We start from the raw sequence: 16,938 nt of genomic DNA, 5'->3' as shown, positions 1-16,938 counted from the left end.
TGTACGTATTTAATTAGAACACGCCTACTTTTCCTATGTTAAGTGCCTTCCTTTTTGCTTGGCTCCTTCTCCGCTTCTTGCTGTGGTTCAAGAGGCGGAACAAGTTTTACTTCTAACGGAGTTCGTTCTTTTAACGGCGTACCTTCAGCAACACTCTGTTCTGTTACATATCCTGTACCTGAAAGTTTCAAATCTAGATTTAATACTTCCGCTAAATTCATGACATCCCGAAGTGCCCAACCATTAATATTCGGCATTTTCGGTTGATCTCCTACTAAAAATACTCGATCACCCGGTAACGTTTTTTCATTCGCTTTTGGCACTTGTTGTTTAACTTTTCCCTCTCCTAACACAACAGGTCGAAACTTTGCCTTTTCTAATATTTCTTTTGCTTCTCCCATCGTTTTGCCTGTTACATCTGGAACAGCAGCTTGCTGCTCTTTTGTTTGTTTATTCACATCTTTTACTTCATTCGGTTTAATCTTTAAATACTCTAAACTATTTTCCGTTACAGATTTAAACATTTCAGCTAACGGTTGTGCACCGTATTCAGTATCTTTTAATTTAGGCTGCTTAACTGCTAAATAGATAACAAGCTGCGGATCATCTATTGGTGCCATACCAAGGAATGAGAAAATATAATTTTCTCGTCCTGTCATGTAACCGCCTTTTCCATCCGGAATTTGTGCTGTTCCGGTTTTACCACCAACAGAATAGTTATCAAGTTTATACGCCGTTCCCGTTCCTTTAGGTGATGTTACAACTTGTTCTAACAATTGCCTTACTTGTTCTGCAGTCTCTTTTGTAACCGGTTCTTCTACCACTTCCGGTTTGTGATCCTCGACAACTTTATTATCCGCTGGATCTACAATCTTATCAACTACATACGGCTTCATCATTTTTCCGTCGTTAGCAATTGCAGTAGCCGCTTGCACAAGTTGAATTGGAGTTACTGTAGAACCTTGTCCAAATGCCGTTGTTACCTGCTGAATTTGCTTATCAAATAAGATTGTATTTTCACCTTCTCCAGGCAAATCAATTCCTGTCTTTTGATCTAAGTGAAATTTTTGAATGTATTGATGGAAACGATCGGGTCCCAACTTTTCATTTCCTAGAATAGCGAAAGCAACGTTTGATGAGCGCTCAACACCTTCATCAAACGTAATAGAGCCCCATCCCGCACCATTATTATGATCTTTAATTACCGAATTCCCTACTTTGTACGTACCAGATTGATAATACTCTTGGCCATTGTATACACCTTCATTAATCGCGGCCGCTAACGTAAAGATTTTCATTGTCGAACCTGGTTCATAAGCATTAGCAATGGGATCATTTAAAAAATAATCAATGTCTCGTTTATTTGGGTCATAACTTGGCCTACTAGACATCGCTAAAATTTTCCCTGTTTTTGGATCTGCTACGACTCCGATTAACATTGATGGATCATAATGTTTTTCCGCTTCTTCCATCGCATCTTCTAGAAAGCTTTGAATACGTTGGTCAATTGTTAAATATACATTATCTCCATTTTTAGGAGGCTTTACATCATTTTTTTTCTCTTCTAGCGAGACACCTTTCGTATCACCCGTATACGTTACGCTTCCGTTAGAAGCACGCAAATATTTATCTAAACTTTTTTCAAGTCCGAACTGTCCTTCTCCAATTCCTTCATCATTCGGCTTAGCATATCCAAGTACGTACGAAGCAAAATCACCGTTCGGATATACCCTTGCCTTTTCTGTAACAAAAGAAATTCCTTTTATATCTAAACTTTCAATTTCGTCCTTCTTTTCTTTCGTTAAATTTCTTCCAATTGATCCAAACTCTACTTGTGTAAGGTCTTTATTTAAGTACTTCAAAATTTCTTCTTTACTTACATCAAGTACTTTCGATAGTTTCTCTGCAGCATCTTCTTTGTCTTCTATATGATTTTGTCCTTTTAAAGTAGCAACCATCTTATATGAATTTGCATCTTGAGCAAGCACATAACCATTTTGATCATAAATGGTTCCTCGATTTGCTTCGAGTACCCCGCTTTTATTATGTTTTTGCTGCGCAAGTGCCTCTAAATCTACTCCATGCACTGTTTTTGTTGCTTCAATATAAAGAAAGCGGGCTAACAACAGAAAAAAGAGCAGGAGAAAAACCTTGATGAAGAACCCTGCTCCTTTGTTGGTATGAAATTTACGTGTATTCATCTCTTCTTCACACCTATTGGATTAATTTAAGCCTTTTACATTATTCGCATTGATTTCAAGCCCATGTTTTTTTGCAATTTCCGCAATGCGATCATAACGTGTTAGCTTTTCAGTTTCAGCCTGTAATTCTTGATTTGTATTTTTTTGTTTTGTAAGTGTGCTTTCCATTTTTGTTACTTTTGCATCAGCTTCATATAACGCCGCTTTATTCCCAATAAATGCTACACATGCATACAATAAAAAGCCAATAAATGCAACATACAATAATTTTTCAATTCTTGTAATTTTTGTTTTCGCACCTGGCTGTATCACTTGCTGCGGAGCTTGAGATTGTACTTCTACTTGCTGCTTTTTATACTTAACGGCTAAATTTGTCATACCTCTCTCTCCTTTTTATAATTTTTCAGCAATTCGTAGCTTTGAAGAACGCGCTCGGTTATTTTCTTCTAATTCCACATCAGAAGGTAAAATTGGCTTTCTTGTAATTAGCTTCAACTTTGGTTTGTATTCATCAGGAATAATTGGTAATCCTGGTGGAAGCTGAGGTGTTGTACTATGTTTTTTAAATGTCACTTTACAAATGCGATCTTCTAACGAATGGAATGTAATAACGCTAATTCGTCCGCCTGTTTTCGTTACGTCAATCGCCGCTTCCAACGCTTCCTCAAACACTTTCAATTCATCATTAACTGCAATACGAATTGCTTGGAATACTCGCTTCGCAGGATGTCCGCCAGTTCGACGTGCCGGAGCTGGAATCCCTTCTTTAATTAATTCCACTAACTCTCCAGTTGTTTCAATTGGCTTTTTCTCACGGTACGCTTCAATTTTCCTTGCAATTTGCTTTGAAAATTTTTCTTCACCATATTGAAAAAAGATTCTTACAAGTTGTTCATATGACCAACTATTTACAACGTCATATGCTGTTAATGGGGCATCTTGATCCATGCGCATGTCAAGCGGAGCATCGTGATGATAACTAAATCCACGTTCTGGTGTATCTAATTGCGGGGAAGAAACACCTAAATCAAATAAAATACCGTCTACTTCTGTAATTCCTAATTCATATAATCTTTCCTTCAAATAGCGAAAGTTACTTTTTACAGTTATAAATTGGCCGTTGTAAGAAGAGAATTTTTCTTTTGCATTTTGAATTGCAATCTCATCTTGATCAAATGCAATTAGTCTTCCTTCTTCGGAAAGTTGAGATAGTAAATAAGCACTATGACCTCCACCTCCTAGCGTACAATCCACATATGTACCATTTGGTTTAATTTCTAAACCATCTACTGTTTCTTTTAAAAGCACTGTTACATGTTTAAACATTGTTGCACCTACTTTTTGCAAAATAATCCTCTTGACGCATCTTTTTATCCCGCTTTAACAGTCAATCCGCAAAATTATGAGGAATTGAGATAACTGCCCCTAAGAGTCTGATTGTTATGGATGACAATTAGTGGGAACACAGCTCCCTACTAATAGTAATGTCACCTTATTATATACTAAATTTTATCATCTTTTGCGGGAAAATACATAAAAACATGTCGAAAAAGATAATAACCTACTTTCATTTTGTCAAAAAAAGTACTGTTCTTCAAAAAAAGAGTGCTCTCAGCTTTTACATGCTAAGATTTACATAGTAAATAAAATTATTTTACAGTTAATTCCACAAAATAAAATAAAATCCTGCTCTTAAGAGCAAGATTTTATAATTTTATAATATGCTGTTTTCCAGTCCAACTAAAAGTTTGGTTCATAACCCTTTCCACAAAATCAAGTCCGTAAATATTTAAGTAATAGCAAATATTCCATACTCGTTCTTGCGGCGCATATAGAGGTTGTAAAGAATTTTCAATTCGCCGGAATTTATTAAGCTGCACTTCATGTTTTCTCTCAAAATCCGCTCGAAGTGTTCGCTCTAACAATTCAAGTTGTTGCATAATTTTCAACTCATTTTTCTTTGCAAAATCTCGCAGACCTGGATTTACTTTTTGTACAAATTGTTGTAAAGATGTATGAATCGCCCCGATTTGCTCCGCCGCATGAGTAAATTGATTGTCTATCGGCTCTTCAACTTGCATAGACAGCCATTTTTCTCGGAGTGCAGTAATACCTTTATTAAACACTTCGCTCTCTTGTAGCTGCAAATCTTGTAAATCAGTTTCAATATCGCGCGCTAAATAACTGATTGTCAAACGCGGCACAACCGGTGGCATTTGACAATCCATTGCATGAAACACTTGTTGTAATTCGCTCCAATATGCAATTTCTCCTGGCCCACCAATAAATGCGAGCGTAGGGAAAACAAATTCTTGCATAAGCGGTCTTGTTACAACATTGTTACTAAATTGTTCAGGGTGACTCTCCATCCTTTCTATGAGCTCCTCATACGAAAATGAATACATCCCCTCTTTACAAATAAAACGTCCTTCTTCTTCTTCTAACAGAAGACGCTCTCCATTGATTTTCATAAAAATATGAATAGCATTCTGTTTTGTTTCAATAATCGGTTTATATCCTTGCTCACGTAATACACGTTGCTGAGCGTTAAGCCCTTCTTGCACATTTTTATATCGTGCTAATGTTTCTTTGAAAAAAGGCACTTCCATATTTCGAAGGATTGGATGATGAGAATCTACAAGAATTAAACCTGAGTGTGTAAATAACTTTGTAATAAGATGCGCAAAGAAATCAACATATGTCCGCGATTGCTGTAAACACTCATCTATAAAATCCAATACGTCTTTTGTATATTTTGTTTCTGGATATGTTTTAAAGATCTCTTCTATCCAACGTTTACAATCCTCAATAGAAATCTCCATTTCAGAAGCACTCGCTTTATATGGATGCCGTTCATGGAAAATTGTCTTTTTCACCTTTCCATTTTTCGTAACGAACGCATGGTTAATTTCATCAATGTCATGATCTTCTCCAGCAATCCAAAAAACAGGAACAACCCGTACCCCCAGCGCCGCTTCCTTTTCCTTTGCAAGTTGTAAAATAGATATGATTTTATGAATTGTGTAAAGAGGACCAGTTAACAACCCTGCTTGTTGTCCACCAATAACAACATATGTATCTTCCTCTAACAAAGCATGGATATTTTGAAGTGTTTTTTCTCCCGCATTCAATTCTTGATTATATTGCAATAAATGTGATACTAACTCTTGCCTTGGATACTGTCTATTTCGCAAATCATGTATACGTCTTACAAAGCCCTCTTCCGTTATCGGATAATCAAAGCATTCTTGAATCTCTTTTTTATGTTTCAAATAGTCCCCAACAATTCCTTGAAGCGGGACAGAGATTTCTTTTATCTCCATATACTTCTTCCTTTCATATCCTGATCTCTCACCAACCAAATTGTAGTCAATGTTCGTTATAAAAGCAAAGAATATCTCTTATCTTTCTAATCCTTTTATGGAATGATACAAAAAGGAGAGCGTTGGAACTGATTTTTGTTGCTGTTCTGCCTCTCGAATTAAATAACCAACAATTGCATCAATTTCTGTTTTTCTATTATTTTGTACATCCATTAACATAGATGAAGTATTATGAGCCGTATTTTTACATACTGTACATACACGTTCCCAATACTCACCACATTTTGAATCACCTACAATCTCCATCACTTCCGAAAATACTTGCTTCATCACTTTGTAAAACGATGGATTTGTCAATAACTCACCATTTTGTACACCAAACAATGCAGTTAAGGGATTAATACACGCATTGACGACAAGTTTATGCAGCATTGTTTGCTTCCAGTCTTTTTCAATCACTATCGGAAATAGACTGGAAGAGAATGCAGTAAATAGAGATTCAAATTGTTCCTCTTCTCCATGTATGAGCCCAAATTTCGTACTGCCTATTCCAGTATGATGGACGGTACTAATATTTTCTTTTTTCGCCCCATGCTCTACAATTCCTACCGCAACGCTGGTATTTTGCATCTGTTGCAATATATGAAGATGCCCCATCCCATTTTGCAAGAAAATAAGCCGATTTTCTTGCAAATAAGGCCATATTGCTTCCAAATGATATTGCTTCACAGCAACAAATATATAATCATGTGTTTTGTTTTTTATATCCTCTAAAGGACTTACAAGCGGATATACAGTTTCTCTCACACCGTTGTGTACGCATGTAATCCCGCACTCGTTCAATCGTTCCGCTTGTTCTACTGTTCGTGTATATAGTGTAACAGCCTGCTGATTTTTTTCTAAATAAAATGCAAAAAGGAGCCCGATTGCTCCCGGTCCAACAATTCCAATCTCCATTCTACAAAGGCCTCCATTTTTATCCCGCTATTCACAGACAGTATACCCCGCATCTTAAGATTCAGGAGAAGCGAAGGCGACATATTGAGGACGACTGTCCGTAAAAGCCTAATTGTCGAAAGCTTTCCATCAGTAGGAAAGAAACCCCGCTCATGAAAGTCTCACTTTATAGTTTATAGAATAAGTTTAGCAGACTTTTCAAAAAAATACTGAAAGAATTATCTCTTTTCTTCATAAAAATAAAAAAATGCGTTATAATACTATTATAAATATTTATACTTTTCTTTATTTTTACACCAAGAAGAGGATGTGATTACATGCACTTTCCCAAAGTTGAGCGCTTGCTCATCAATTATAAAACGTTAGAAGAGTTTAAAAAGTTTAAAGGTTGCGGTGCTGAAGAATTATCTATGTTAGAAGATTTACAAGCAAATATCATCGAAAACGATAGTGAATCCCCTTTTTATGGAATTTATTACGGTGGTTCTCTTATAGCACGCATGAGTTTGTATACGAAACAACAGTCTGTTAACAATTTGTTTACTGGCCCTTATGTAGAGCTTTTTAAACTCGAAGTGTTGCCAACATTCCAAAAACAAGGATTTGGTAAGATGCTGGTCAATTATGCAAAACAATTGCACCTTCCTATCAAAACAATTGCTCGCGTACAATCTGCTGTTTTCTGGGAAAAATTACACTTCGAAAAAGTAACCATTGATGATGGAGATTTTTACATTTGGCATCCAAACGAAAATTTGAATGCGGTTACAAACAGTGAATCTGCTTAAAAATAAAAACAGCTGTAATTCAGCTGTTTTTATTTTGATGTTTTTTCTAGTATTCCTTTTTCCAATTTTCTCTCTTTTTCGGAAGGCTCTAATACCATCGCACTTCTTTTTTTGTCAATATAATCAAATAAAGTGCGATACTCTTCTTCGTACAACGACAACTGCTGCAAAAGCCCCTCTTTTTCCCTTTGCAACACTTCAATTTTTTTATATAAATCCGTCTTTTCTTCTTCTTCCTTATATCTTTGTAAAAAGACAATTACATCTTCTAACGTTAATGAAAGAGAAGTTATTTTCTCTTTCTTTTGTTCTTGCACTTCATAATTTTCAGCTTTTCTTATCCGCTTTGCTTCTTCAATAAGTTCTTTATATTGTTTACGTACGTAAGAATTCCAGCGAAATCCACAAGCAGCAGGTGTACGTGATAAATGTCTTCCTACTTCTTTGAAGGCAGAAAGTTGCGTTCCCCCTTCACGAATATGCCGGAGCACTACTTCTGCCAGAAGTAAATCTTCATCATCAGTCCATGCATCTTGTCTTGTTGTTGCCATCTCTCTAGTCCTCCTTATGCATTTTTTATTAAACATATGCAGTTACTAGAAAAGATAGAAGAATAACATGTAAAGAAAAAGTTAAAAAAATAAACGCAGAAGGTTTCCCTCCTGCGTTTATTTCCGCAATTACTTGCTGATTACTTCTTTACCTTTGTAAGTACCGCATGCTTTACATACACGGTGAGCTAACTTCGCTTCACCACAGCTTGGGCACTCTACCATACCAGGTACTGATAATTTGAAATGCGTACGACGCTTTCTTTTTACTGTTTTAGAAGTTCTTCTAAAAGGTACAGCCATTCTTCCCACCTCCTTAAAAGAGAGAGTTATTTTCATATGAAGGCCTAAACCGGTCTTCTGATTATTTGTCAAAAAACTTCGCAAGCCCTGCTAATCTTGGATCAACAGGCTTTTCTTCGCTTTTTTCCGAAATCACTTGCCAGTCTCGACCTTGCATCGGTGTTCCTTCAGAAACATCCTCACTGAAAATTTGCATTGGAATCTCCAATAGTATATTTTCCTTAATTACAGGGAGTAAGTCAAGTACTTCTCCTTCTAAGTAATGAAAATCTGCTTCGGTTTCGTAATCTTCTTTCGAAACTAAGAACACCTCAGTTGTTTCAACGTCAAATGGTAATGTTACATCTACTAACGTTCTAGAACATGGTAATACCATGCTTCCTGTTATATGTAGATGGAACGTAAATTTGTTGGAGCCAAAATCAACTCTACCTGTCACATGAACAGGAGTAATGTCTCGAACATCTTTCTCAACATTTTTCAGCTCACTTACATCTACCATCTCATCCAACGTTAGTCCTTTATGTCGATATTTGTTCAATTGATGGATGGACCATTTCATATCATATCACCTCAAGGCAACAAACAAAATTATAGCTAGCCGTTGTATATTTGTCAATATTTTTTCTTTACACTATAATGGAGTCATTATAGGAAATAATATATAGATTATCATGTTTTAGGAAAAGATGCTACACTGAAAGGAGAGATTATTATAAAAGCTAGCGGCATTATTGTTGAATATAATCCGTTTCACAACGGTCATGCTTATCATGTGCAACAAACCAAAAAGTTAACAAATGCCGATATAATCATCGCTGTTATGAGCGGGCCCTTTTTACAGCGAGGAGAGCCGGCACTAGTTTCAAAATGGGCGCGAACACAAATGGCATTAGCAAATGGAATAGATATTGTCGTCGAACTTCCCTATGCCTTTGCAACGCAAAAAGCTGAAACATTTGCCAACGGTGCTATTTCAATATTAGATGCTCTTCGCGTCTCTGAGATTTGCTTTGGAAGCGAAAATGGTAATATTGAACATTTCCACAATACAATTACTATACGCCAGACTGAACAGGATTTATTTAATCATCTTGTACAACAATATACCAAAACCGGAATGAGTTATGCAAAAGCCACTTCTGAGGCATTTGCATCCTTACAAAAAAACATGGCTACTATTGATGTCTCAGAGCCAAATAATATTTTAGGACTGCATTACACAGAAGCAATTATTGAGCAGAAAAGTTCAATAAAAGCAAGTACAATTAAGCGTTTTGCTTCACATTATCATGATGAAACATTTCAAGATGAACGAATTGCCAGTGCAACGAGCATTCGCAAACAATTATTTCATGAACAGAAAACTTTTTCAGCAATTGCTCCCTTTGTTCCAAATATAACAAAGCTACTTTTGGAGCAGTACAAGCATTCCTATCACCTATTACATAACTGGGAGAATTATTTTCACTTACTAAAATATAAACTCCTGACAATGTCGCCATCTCAATTACAACATATATATGAAGTAGAGGAAGGATTGGAGAATCGGATTTTATCTTCTATTCGGGAAGCGACCTCATTCATGAGATTTATGGAAGTATTAAAAACAAAACGTTACACATGGACACGGCTACAGCGTATTTGCACGCATATTTTAACAAATACAACGAAAGAAGAAATGCAAAAAACTCACATAGAACAGCACGCACAATATATACGTTTACTTGGCATGTCCCAGAAAGGACAAGCATATATATCAAGTATGAAAAAGCAAATAACTCTCCCTTTGCTTTCTCATACAAAAACGTTACAGCATCCCCTTCTAGATATAGATCGAAAAGCAAGCGCTGTTTATTTCTCTATTTTACAAGAGCCCCTTTGCGGTGAAATGATAAAGCGAGATATAACGCAGCATCCGATTCGATATGACGAAACGCAACATGTATTTTTATAAAGTTCAACTAACCGGGCTCATGCCAGCAGTAAGACCCCCACCTATCTTTTTTGTTTTAGGTGGGGGTCTTACTGCCCGCGAATAGCGGGATAAAGCGAAACTTCCATCAGTTAGGTCTTACTGCCCGTTAATGCGAGATAAAAAAATCCTCTCTTAAATGAGAGGATCTACTTTTTTTCTGACATTTTGTCCAAATATGCTAAGGCATCATCTAACGTATCCACAGGTATAATCTTCATTTTTGTATTTATATCTTTAGCTGTTTTCACCGCTTCTTTATAATTTGAATTCTTTGCTCCCTTCTCATTTGGAGCAAAGAATACTTCTGCACCCGCATTATGAGCTGCAACTACTTTTTGAGAAATACCTCCAATTGGACCGATTTCTCCTTTTTCGTTTATTGTTCCAGTCCCAGCTATTTCGTGACCTTTTGTTATATCTTCTTTCACAAGCTGATTATAAATCTCTAACGTAAACATAAGCCCAGCAGAAGGCCCTCCAATTTTATGCGCATCAATTTTCACGTTAGGACTTACTGTAAGTTTCTTATCCGTAATAATAGAAACTCCGATGCCAGCACGACTTTTATCTTGCGGAATTGGTTTTAGTACAAATTTGTCTTCTTTCTCATTCTTTTCGTGTACATACTTAATAGTTACTTCATCATTTTGTTTTTTTGTTTTCATGTACGCAATAAACTCCTCTGCTGTTTGAAATGGTTGTCCATCAACAGCAACAATACGATCGCCAAGTTTTAATTTTTCAGCAGCCGGCATACCATCTGCAATTCCTGCTACGAGTACACCTTGATTTTCAAACTTAACAGGATAGTTTGCTCGTTTATAGGCATTATAAATAGCCGCATCTTGAGATTCTTTCATTGCATACACTTGGCGTAATTGATACTCTTCATCACTTTCACCTTTTTGTAAAATTTCTTCCTTTTTTAAAATTTCTTCATACTTATTAAATTTAGCAGAAAGAAAGTTAACAACATTCGCTCGCCCCATTGAAACTGTAACGAGCATAAAATCGCCCTTCTCTTTATTCCCTCCCTCAACTTGTACGTACGGCTCTAATTTCTCTGCCATACCTGGCTTTGTAATATAATATGGCAGAGGAACAAACACGATTAACATTGCAACTATAACTCCAATGAGTAATGCGTATAAATACCGAAATTTTTTAAACATCCTTTTTCTCCTTCCACTGTTCAATCAAGGTGTAAATCGTTTGAATATGCTGCTGCGCCTCTTCTTCTCCAACACGAATGATATCTTCTATATTCGTAAAGGCCCGTGAACTAAATTGTTCTACAGCTGGATGCATCATAAGATCTGATGCAATTTGTCTATTTACTACAAGTTCATGCTGCATAATCTCAATACTTTGCATAATGACATCATAAATAGATGTAACTTCTCCATTAACCTTAATAGGGGATACATCAACAGCAATCACAATATCAGCTCCTAATTTTTTCACTACCGATACTGGAATACGATCAATTACTCCCCCATCAACCAATAACCTTCCGTTTATTTTCTCTGGAACAAATATGCCGGGTACAGAAATACTTGCCCTGACAGCATCTGCAATAGAGCCTTGTGTAAAGACAACCTTTTCACCATTTAGAATATCAGTTGCTACAACCGCTGTCGGGATATCCAGTTCTTCTAATTTTTTATTATATGTAAACATTTTAATCATATCCTTCACACGTTTGCCAGCAATAAACCCCATTTTAGGTACAGTGAAGTCCAAATAGTATTTTCGCTTAAATACTGTTGCTAAACGATACAAACGGTCCACGTTACATCCTGCAGCATAAAACGTACCTATTAGTGCCCCCATACTGCTCCCAGCAATCATATGAATAGGTATCCCCGCCTCTCTTAACACTTTAATAACACCTACATGTGCAAACCCTTTCGCACCGCCTGACCCAAGTGCTAATCCAATTTTTGGCTCTCTCATCTTCTTCACCCTCAAAATTTTTTCACTCTCTTTTTATACTTATGGTCTAATTTCACCATGTATCCTCGTATACTGAAATGAACATTTGGGACAAAGGGGGATACAAAATGTACGAAAAATGGAAAACCGGCTTTCTCACCATATCGGTCACTTTTTTTACAGTTTCTCTCGTACTCCACCCCCAAGCGGCACTGCAATCATCTATTCGAGGCTTAAATATATGGTGGGAAGTTGTCTTTCCTTCGCTGCTACCTTTTTTTATTATTGCAGAACTTCTAATTGGACTTGGGATTGTAAAGTTCATTGGTGTGTTATTAGAACCCCTTATGCGTCCACTCTTTCGTGTACCTGGTATCGGAGGATTTGTATGGGCAATGGGGATGGCCTCTGGTTTTCCTGCAGGTGCAAAATTAAGCGCTCGATTACGCCAAGAAAATCAACTTACACAAATTGAAGCAGAGCGCCTTGTGTCTTTCACAAACTCTTCTAATCCATTATTTATTTTCGGCGCTGTAGCGATTGGTTTCTTTGACAATCCAAAACTAGGACTAATTTTAGCAGCTGCCCATTATGTCAGTAACTTCACAGTTGGACTACTCATGCGTTTTTACCAAGATAGACACATGCAAACAGAAACGAAGAAACATTCAACGCCCATTCCATTACGACACGCCTTTTCCGTTCTTCATAAAACTCGATTACAAGAAAAACGACCCATTGGCAAATTAATCGGTGACGCTATCACTTCTTCAATTCAAACATTACTTATGATTGGCGGGTTTATTATTTTATTCTCTGTTTTCAATAAAATGCTAACTGTTTTTCATATTACAACTTTCCTTGCCCTTATTATGAAACAAATATTAGTTGCATTTCAACTTTCGCCTTACTTTAGTTTTCCCATTTTATCCGGTCTTTTTGAAATGACACTCGGGAGCCAAATGATTAGTCAAACAGAGCATACTTCTATTTTACAACAAGCCATGATGACAAGTTTCGTTTTAGCATTTAGCGGTCTTTCAATTCAAGCTCAAGTTGCCAGTATTTTAGCAGAAACCGACATTCGTTTTAAACCATATTTTATCGCACGAATTATTCAAAGTATCCTTGCTCCAATCTATACATATATATTTTGGGGACCACTTTATGAAAGATTACATTCTTTTTCACCTACCCAATATGATATTCCAGTCTTTTTATCTAAGCAATCTACCCTGTTGGCAAAAGGATGGGCCGCACTAGTTACATATGGTCCGACCTTTACACTGTTTTGTTTATATTTATATGTTATGTTACTATTCTTGCGTCTTATCAATAGCAAAAAACCCCGTTCATCATAACGGGGTTTGAAATTTCTCTTTTAAAGCACGTTCTACAATTGGCGGGACAAGCCCAGCAACATTACCACCATAACGCGCTACTTCTTTTACAATACTTGAGCTTAAAAAGGAATATTGATTATTTGTCATAATAAAAAATGTTTCTACATTCTCTTCTAATTTACGATTCATGGATGTAATTTGCATTTCATATTCAAAATCAGATACGGCGCGCAAACCGCGTAAAATCGCATTTGCATTACGCATCCTCGCATACTCTACTAATAAGCCACTGTGTGAATCAACCTTTACATTCGGAATATCTTTTGTCGCCTCGCGAATTAATTCTAAACGCTCTTCTACTGTAAAAAGCGGTTTCTTTGATGAATTGTTTAAAACAACAACATATACTTCGTTAAAGACTTTTGCGCCCCTCTTAATAATGTCTAAATGTCCAAGCGTAATCGGATCAAAACTTCCCGAAGAAATTGCTATGCTTGCCATTCGGTCCCCTCACCTTCATACTTATAAATCGAAATCGCTGTAATACCATAGTTTTCAGCTCTTACCTTCACAAGTCTTCCAATTGTTTCAGGTAATTCTACATCTACCCCATGCTCTGACATAACGATTCCGTTTTCTTTCAATAGACCGTGTTGATCCATTATACTAATTAAAGAAACAATCTTTTGATCTTTATACGGTGGATCTAATAGTACAAGGTCGAATGATATCTCACGTTTCATAAGCGCCTTTACAGCACGTTCTGCATCATTTCTATATACTTCAGCTTGCGCTTCTAACCTGCAGCTTTCTAAATTTTGATGGATAACCTTTATAGCTTTTCCATCACGATCAACAAAAATAGCTTTATCTATCCCTCTACTAAGAGCCTCAATACCAAGACCACCGCTTCCTCCAAACAAATCAAGAGCTAAACCACCGTCAAAATAAGGACCGATAATATTAAAAATGGCTTCTTTCACCTTGTCTGTTGTTGGACGCGTTGTGTTACCTGGTACAGCTTTTAAAGGATGACCTTTACACTTCCCTGAAACTACTCTCATAATTTGTCACTACCTTTATCTCTTTCTAACAGATGTTCATGTAAATCATTCTTGTGTAAGCTCAATCTTACTTACTACTTACGGACAGTAAGACTTCCACTGATAGAAGTTTCACTTTATGTATATTCATCTTTTTTATCCTATCATAAAACACCCGAAAGAAAAATAAAAAGCAAAAGAGAAATTTTAATTTTACAATGTATATCTTTATATAGTTTGGACATAAATAAGGATAACAACATCACCTTCGATGTTGTTGCCAACCGCGGAGAAGACTTACGTTTCCCCATAAGTTCTTCCTCCGGTTTCTCCTCTCCCTTTGCCTTCTTGCTAGTCATACTAGTGTAAGAGGGGCCCTGCTTCGGCAGGGTTTTTTCTTTACCTTCTTTTCATTTCAAAAATGAAATGATACAGTAAAAGAAGAAGAAGGAGGGGAAAGTCGTGATTCAACGTTTTATTCAGCTAGGTGAAGGTTACTCCGATTTATATGAGTTACTAGAAATCGCAAAGGCAAACCAACACCGTGTATCTCATATGTTACAATTTCACACATTAAAAAATAATAAATCTGTTTGTTCCCTTGCTGTTGTTCTACATCCAACAGCAGTAGGCAATTTCCAGCCATTATACATATGTCTAGAAGGAATTCCTGTGGAAGAAGATAAACAAAGCAAACGCATTGCCTTGTTTGAAAATACCGCTTCAGAAATTGGTAAACAAGTCGTTTCTTTCACAGTCAAACCATCGACAATGTTTCCAGAGAAAGAATTATATTTCAACCATCTCATTGGTATTTTACGAATGAACCATTTCATTCCGCCAATGCAATAAAGTGAAACTTCCATTTAGGAAATCTTACTGGTTCTACATGCAAATAATACAAGAAAAACCCACCAAAGTTTTGGTGGGTTTTTAATCAATCTTATTATAATCATATTCTTTTGCACGATCTGGTCTAGAATTTTCGAACTCCGTTTTTAAAAATGGGCGATAAGATGGCTCTACCTTTTTTACAAACGGAAGCTTATTTAATTTTTGCATCATATATTCCAGTTGCTCCATATCACAATACACAACGGCATATTTAAACCGCTTCGATATGTAATGAATGTTTCCGTATTTCCTTAAAATTTTAGCGTGTTTTAAGGAATTTAGATAGACAATCATACTTTGTCGTTGCCCAAACATAATTTTCTCCTTTTATATAATTTCATTCTTTCTATTTTACAAAAAGCACACAGAAATTTATAACTTTACATACAATTATTCATCAGTTTTTCAAACATCAAAAGATACTAGCGGGTGTTTTTTGTATCCATTTTCTTCTATATTCTAAAAAACGGGGCAAATCACCCCGTTTTTTTGCACCCACAGCTACCACCAGAACCACAACCGCCTCCACATCCACCTGCGTCAAAGAACGGGTTCCCTGTTGGAACTTTAATAGAAGTCGAGATTTCCATTCCAATCATTGTACTGACTTCATCTAATAGCTTTTGCAATTCATTTTCTGCTTTTTTAAAAGCAACTATCGCTTCATGCAAATCTACTGCCCGTTTCAATTCTCGCATTTGCGCAGAAACTGAAGTGAAATCTGGATGATATTTCCCAAAGCGCTGTACTTCTTCGTATCGTTCCTTCAGAGCTATAAACTGTTTAATTAATGTTTGTGCTTCTTGATTTTTCTGCAATGCATGATGGCATTCGCGATAACGCTCAGCTATATCTGAACAAACAACTGCTTTCGCTAATTGTTCGGCTTCATCTAGAATCATTACGCTCTCAAGCGTCGCTAGTATCATAAGAGACACCTCCGAATACTAATCATATCACATTTATAACGGAACTACTAACTTTGCTTCCCATCTTGAAAACAAATTATAAAGAGATGTGTTCTGCAATATTGTATCTTAATACGGTCCATTTCCCTTTTGATTGTTTTACATAACTCATACACGCATTTTTTAAAGACGTTGTAAACGTAATTTCCTTTGGAACAATCGCATGAAGAATCGCTTTAATTGCATGAGAGTGCGCAACAATAATAATTCGTTTCCCATCATACTGATAAGCAACATCTTTTAATGCAGAAAAACAACGCTCTACAATTTCTTCCTCTGTTTCCAGCCCCTCGACATTCCCATCAGCAATGAGCTGCCTTACTTCATCAACTGGTTTCCCTGACGCTGCACCAAAATTACGTTCCATAAAACGTTCATCATGCTGAATTATATTTATCCCGATCGCATCAGCAATTGCTTGTGCCGTCTCGTGTGCTCTCACTAAGGGACTACTAATGATTACATCCCATGTTTCAGCTCGTAATGCTTCTGCACTCTGCGCCGCTTGTTGTTTTCCAATTTCATTCAAAGGAATATCTTCTCTTCCTTGAATAATCTCTTGAAAATTCCAATCAGTTTGTCCATGTCGTACTAAACAAATTTCCGTCATGCTGTAACTCCTTTTTCCAGAATTCTTTTTCATTGTAACAAAAG

Annotated in this window: 19 protein-coding genes; 4 read left to right on the top strand and 15 right to left on the bottom strand. The window is 36.5% G+C overall.

Translation table 11 applies throughout. The features are described 5' to 3' along the window. Window positions 1–38 precede the first annotated feature (38 nt). The 5 genes from ACTDJC_RS04235 to ACTDJC_RS04215 all read right to left on the bottom strand — a co-directional run bounded on the left by ACTDJC_RS04235 (window position 39) and on the right by ACTDJC_RS04215 (window position 6,481). Window positions 39–2,201: a penicillin-binding protein gene (locus ACTDJC_RS04235; RefSeq protein ID WP_098305578.1), complete on the bottom strand. Its 2,163-nt coding sequence runs from the start codon at window positions 2,199–2,201 to the stop codon at window positions 39–41. A 21-nt stretch (window positions 2,202–2,222) separates the two neighbouring features. Beyond that, complete coding sequence (ftsL, locus tag ACTDJC_RS04230) at window positions 2,223–2,579, bottom strand: cell division protein FtsL (RefSeq protein WP_253630254.1); 357 nt, start codon at window positions 2,577–2,579, stop codon at window positions 2,223–2,225. 15 nt (window positions 2,580–2,594) lie between these two features. Next, window positions 2,595–3,527, bottom strand: a complete 933-nt coding sequence (gene rsmH / locus ACTDJC_RS04225; RefSeq protein ID WP_098305789.1) for a 16S rRNA (cytosine(1402)-N(4))-methyltransferase RsmH — start codon at window positions 3,525–3,527, stop codon at window positions 2,595–2,597. Window positions 3,528–3,907: 380 nt separating this feature from the next. Beyond that, window positions 3,908–5,524 carry a bacillithiol biosynthesis cysteine-adding enzyme BshC gene (bshC, locus tag ACTDJC_RS04220; protein WP_440602711.1) on the bottom strand — a complete coding sequence of 539 codons (1,617 nt, stop codon included), beginning with the start codon at window positions 5,522–5,524 and terminating at the stop codon, window positions 3,908–3,910. Window positions 5,525–5,602: 78 nt separating this feature from the next. Then, the gene (locus ACTDJC_RS04215; protein ID WP_440602710.1) at window positions 5,603–6,481 is read right to left on the bottom strand and encodes a 2-dehydropantoate 2-reductase; all 879 of its coding nucleotides are present in this window, start codon (window positions 6,479–6,481) and stop codon (window positions 5,603–5,605) included. A gap of 317 nt (window positions 6,482–6,798) precedes the next feature. Here ACTDJC_RS04215 and ACTDJC_RS04210 point away from each other — a divergent pair, with 317 nt between their 5' ends. Beyond that, the gene (locus tag ACTDJC_RS04210; protein WP_253630257.1) at window positions 6,799–7,269 is read left to right on the top strand and encodes an N-acetyltransferase; all 471 of its coding nucleotides are present in this window, start codon (window positions 6,799–6,801) and stop codon (window positions 7,267–7,269) included. A gap of 29 nt (window positions 7,270–7,298) precedes the next feature. Here ACTDJC_RS04210 and ACTDJC_RS04205 read toward each other — a convergent pair whose 3' ends face one another. The 3 genes from ACTDJC_RS04205 to ACTDJC_RS04195 all read right to left on the bottom strand — a co-directional run bounded on the left by ACTDJC_RS04205 (window position 7,299) and on the right by ACTDJC_RS04195 (window position 8,685). Continuing rightward, window positions 7,299–7,820 carry an RsfA family transcriptional regulator gene (locus ACTDJC_RS04205; protein ID WP_098305588.1) on the bottom strand — a complete coding sequence of 174 codons (522 nt, stop codon included), beginning with the start codon at window positions 7,818–7,820 and terminating at the stop codon, window positions 7,299–7,301. 129 nt (window positions 7,821–7,949) lie between these two features. Next, the gene (gene rpmF / locus ACTDJC_RS04200) at window positions 7,950–8,123 is read right to left on the bottom strand and encodes a 50S ribosomal protein L32 (protein ID WP_001984764.1); all 174 of its coding nucleotides are present in this window, start codon (window positions 8,121–8,123) and stop codon (window positions 7,950–7,952) included. A gap of 61 nt (window positions 8,124–8,184) precedes the next feature. Then, complete coding sequence (locus tag ACTDJC_RS04195) at window positions 8,185–8,685, bottom strand: YceD family protein (RefSeq protein WP_098305590.1); 501 nt, start codon at window positions 8,683–8,685, stop codon at window positions 8,185–8,187. Between the two features lie 153 nt (window positions 8,686–8,838). Here ACTDJC_RS04195 and ACTDJC_RS04190 point away from each other — a divergent pair, with 153 nt between their 5' ends. Next, window positions 8,839–10,080: a nucleotidyltransferase gene (locus ACTDJC_RS04190; RefSeq protein ID WP_309247657.1), complete on the top strand. Its 1,242-nt coding sequence runs from the start codon at window positions 8,839–8,841 to the stop codon at window positions 10,078–10,080. Between the two features lie 167 nt (window positions 10,081–10,247). Here the strand turns inward: ACTDJC_RS04190 and ACTDJC_RS04185 are convergent, their stop codons facing one another. After that, on the bottom strand, window positions 10,248–11,273 hold the full coding sequence (locus tag ACTDJC_RS04185; RefSeq protein ID WP_098305594.1) for a SepM family pheromone-processing serine protease: 1,026 nt from the start codon (window positions 11,271–11,273) through the stop codon (window positions 10,248–10,250). After that, the gene (locus tag ACTDJC_RS04180) at window positions 11,266–12,057 is read right to left on the bottom strand and encodes a patatin-like phospholipase family protein (protein WP_141524950.1); all 792 of its coding nucleotides are present in this window, start codon (window positions 12,055–12,057) and stop codon (window positions 11,266–11,268) included. Before ACTDJC_RS04180 ends, ACTDJC_RS04185 begins: the two co-directional genes overlap by 8 nt. Before the next feature lie 107 nt (window positions 12,058–12,164). Here ACTDJC_RS04180 and ylbJ point away from each other — a divergent pair, with 107 nt between their 5' ends. Beyond that, window positions 12,165–13,397, top strand: coding sequence for a sporulation integral membrane protein YlbJ (gene ylbJ / locus ACTDJC_RS04175; protein WP_440602709.1), 1,233 nt, complete (start codon window positions 12,165–12,167; stop codon window positions 13,395–13,397). On the opposite strand, the gene coaD is transcribed toward ylbJ, so the two are convergent. Together coaD and rsmD are read right to left on the bottom strand one after the other, a co-directional pair. Next, window positions 13,392–13,880, bottom strand: a complete 489-nt coding sequence (gene coaD / locus ACTDJC_RS04170) for a pantetheine-phosphate adenylyltransferase (RefSeq protein WP_098305598.1) — start codon at window positions 13,878–13,880, stop codon at window positions 13,392–13,394. The genes ylbJ and coaD overlap by 6 nt on opposite strands. After that, on the bottom strand, window positions 13,868–14,443 hold the full coding sequence (gene rsmD / locus ACTDJC_RS04165; protein WP_098305600.1) for a 16S rRNA (guanine(966)-N(2))-methyltransferase RsmD: 576 nt from the start codon (window positions 14,441–14,443) through the stop codon (window positions 13,868–13,870). Before rsmD ends, coaD begins: the two co-directional genes overlap by 13 nt. 441 nt (window positions 14,444–14,884) lie before the next feature. Here rsmD and ACTDJC_RS04160 point away from each other — a divergent pair, with 441 nt between their 5' ends. After that, complete coding sequence (locus ACTDJC_RS04160; protein WP_098305602.1) at window positions 14,885–15,274, top strand: DUF7147 family protein; 390 nt, start codon at window positions 14,885–14,887, stop codon at window positions 15,272–15,274. Between the two features lie 81 nt (window positions 15,275–15,355). Here ACTDJC_RS04160 and ACTDJC_RS04155 read toward each other — a convergent pair whose 3' ends face one another. From ACTDJC_RS04155 to ACTDJC_RS04145, 3 genes are all read right to left on the bottom strand, one after another. Then, window positions 15,356–15,631 (bottom strand): YlbG family protein, encoded by a 276-nt coding sequence (locus ACTDJC_RS04155; RefSeq protein ID WP_098305606.1) that lies wholly within the window; start codon window positions 15,629–15,631, stop codon window positions 15,356–15,358. 161 nt (window positions 15,632–15,792) lie between these two features. Further along, window positions 15,793–16,245, bottom strand: a complete 453-nt coding sequence (locus ACTDJC_RS04150) for a YlbF family regulator (protein WP_098305608.1) — start codon at window positions 16,243–16,245, stop codon at window positions 15,793–15,795. 76 nt (window positions 16,246–16,321) lie between these two features. Beyond that, a complete protein-coding gene (locus tag ACTDJC_RS04145) occupies window positions 16,322–16,894 on the bottom strand; it encodes a histidine phosphatase family protein (RefSeq protein ID WP_098305610.1) in 573 nt (190 codons plus the stop codon). Window positions 16,895–16,938: the final 44 nt, after the last annotated feature.

The organism is Bacillus sp. GB_SG_008, from assembly GCF_052038115.1.
Classification (GTDB): Bacteria; Bacillota; Bacilli; order Bacillales; family Bacillaceae_G; genus Bacillus_A; species Bacillus_A rhizoplanae.
This window is presented reverse-complemented; position numbering and strand designations above follow the sequence as displayed.

What these genes read in the sequence shown, in the direction of transcription:
- ACTDJC_RS04215 (WP_440602710.1), bottom strand. Translation starts at nt 6,481, where the DNA reads ATGGAGATTGGAATTGTTGGACCGGGAGCAATCGGGCTCCTTTTTGCA.
- bshC (WP_440602711.1), bottom strand. Translation starts at nt 5,524, where the DNA reads ATGGAGATAAAAGAAATCTCTGTCCCGCTTCAAGGAATTGTTGGGGAC.
- ACTDJC_RS04150 (WP_098305608.1), bottom strand. Translation starts at nt 16,245, where the DNA reads ATGATACTAGCGACGCTTGAGAGCGTAATGATTCTAGATGAAGCCGAA.
- ACTDJC_RS04210 (WP_253630257.1), top strand. Translation starts at nt 6,799, where the DNA reads ATGCACTTTCCCAAAGTTGAGCGCTTGCTCATCAATTATAAAACGTTA.
- ACTDJC_RS04185 (WP_098305594.1), bottom strand. Translation starts at nt 11,273, where the DNA reads ATGTTTAAAAAATTTCGGTATTTATACGCATTACTCATTGGAGTTATA.
- ACTDJC_RS04155 (WP_098305606.1), bottom strand. Translation starts at nt 15,631, where the DNA reads ATGTTTGGGCAACGACAAAGTATGATTGTCTATCTAAATTCCTTAAAA.
- ylbJ (WP_440602709.1), top strand. Translation starts at nt 12,165, where the DNA reads ATGTACGAAAAATGGAAAACCGGCTTTCTCACCATATCGGTCACTTTT.
- ftsL (WP_253630254.1), bottom strand. Translation starts at nt 2,579, where the DNA reads ATGACAAATTTAGCCGTTAAGTATAAAAAGCAGCAAGTAGAAGTACAA.
- ACTDJC_RS04195 (WP_098305590.1), bottom strand. Translation starts at nt 8,685, where the DNA reads ATGAAATGGTCCATCCATCAATTGAACAAATATCGACATAAAGGACTA.
- rpmF (WP_001984764.1), bottom strand. Translation starts at nt 8,123, where the DNA reads ATGGCTGTACCTTTTAGAAGAACTTCTAAAACAGTAAAAAGAAAGCGT.
- ACTDJC_RS04180 (WP_141524950.1), bottom strand. Translation starts at nt 12,057, where the DNA reads ATGAGAGAGCCAAAAATTGGATTAGCACTTGGGTCAGGCGGTGCGAAA.
- ACTDJC_RS04145 (WP_098305610.1), bottom strand. Translation starts at nt 16,894, where the DNA reads ATGACGGAAATTTGTTTAGTACGACATGGACAAACTGATTGGAATTTT.
- coaD (WP_098305598.1), bottom strand. Translation starts at nt 13,880, where the DNA reads ATGGCAAGCATAGCAATTTCTTCGGGAAGTTTTGATCCGATTACGCTT.
- rsmD (WP_098305600.1), bottom strand. Translation starts at nt 14,443, where the DNA reads ATGAGAGTAGTTTCAGGGAAGTGTAAAGGTCATCCTTTAAAAGCTGTA.
- ACTDJC_RS04205 (WP_098305588.1), bottom strand. Translation starts at nt 7,820, where the DNA reads ATGGCAACAACAAGACAAGATGCATGGACTGATGATGAAGATTTACTT.
- ACTDJC_RS04235 (WP_098305578.1), bottom strand. Translation starts at nt 2,201, where the DNA reads ATGAATACACGTAAATTTCATACCAACAAAGGAGCAGGGTTCTTCATC.
- rsmH (WP_098305789.1), bottom strand. Translation starts at nt 3,527, where the DNA reads ATGTTTAAACATGTAACAGTGCTTTTAAAAGAAACAGTAGATGGTTTA.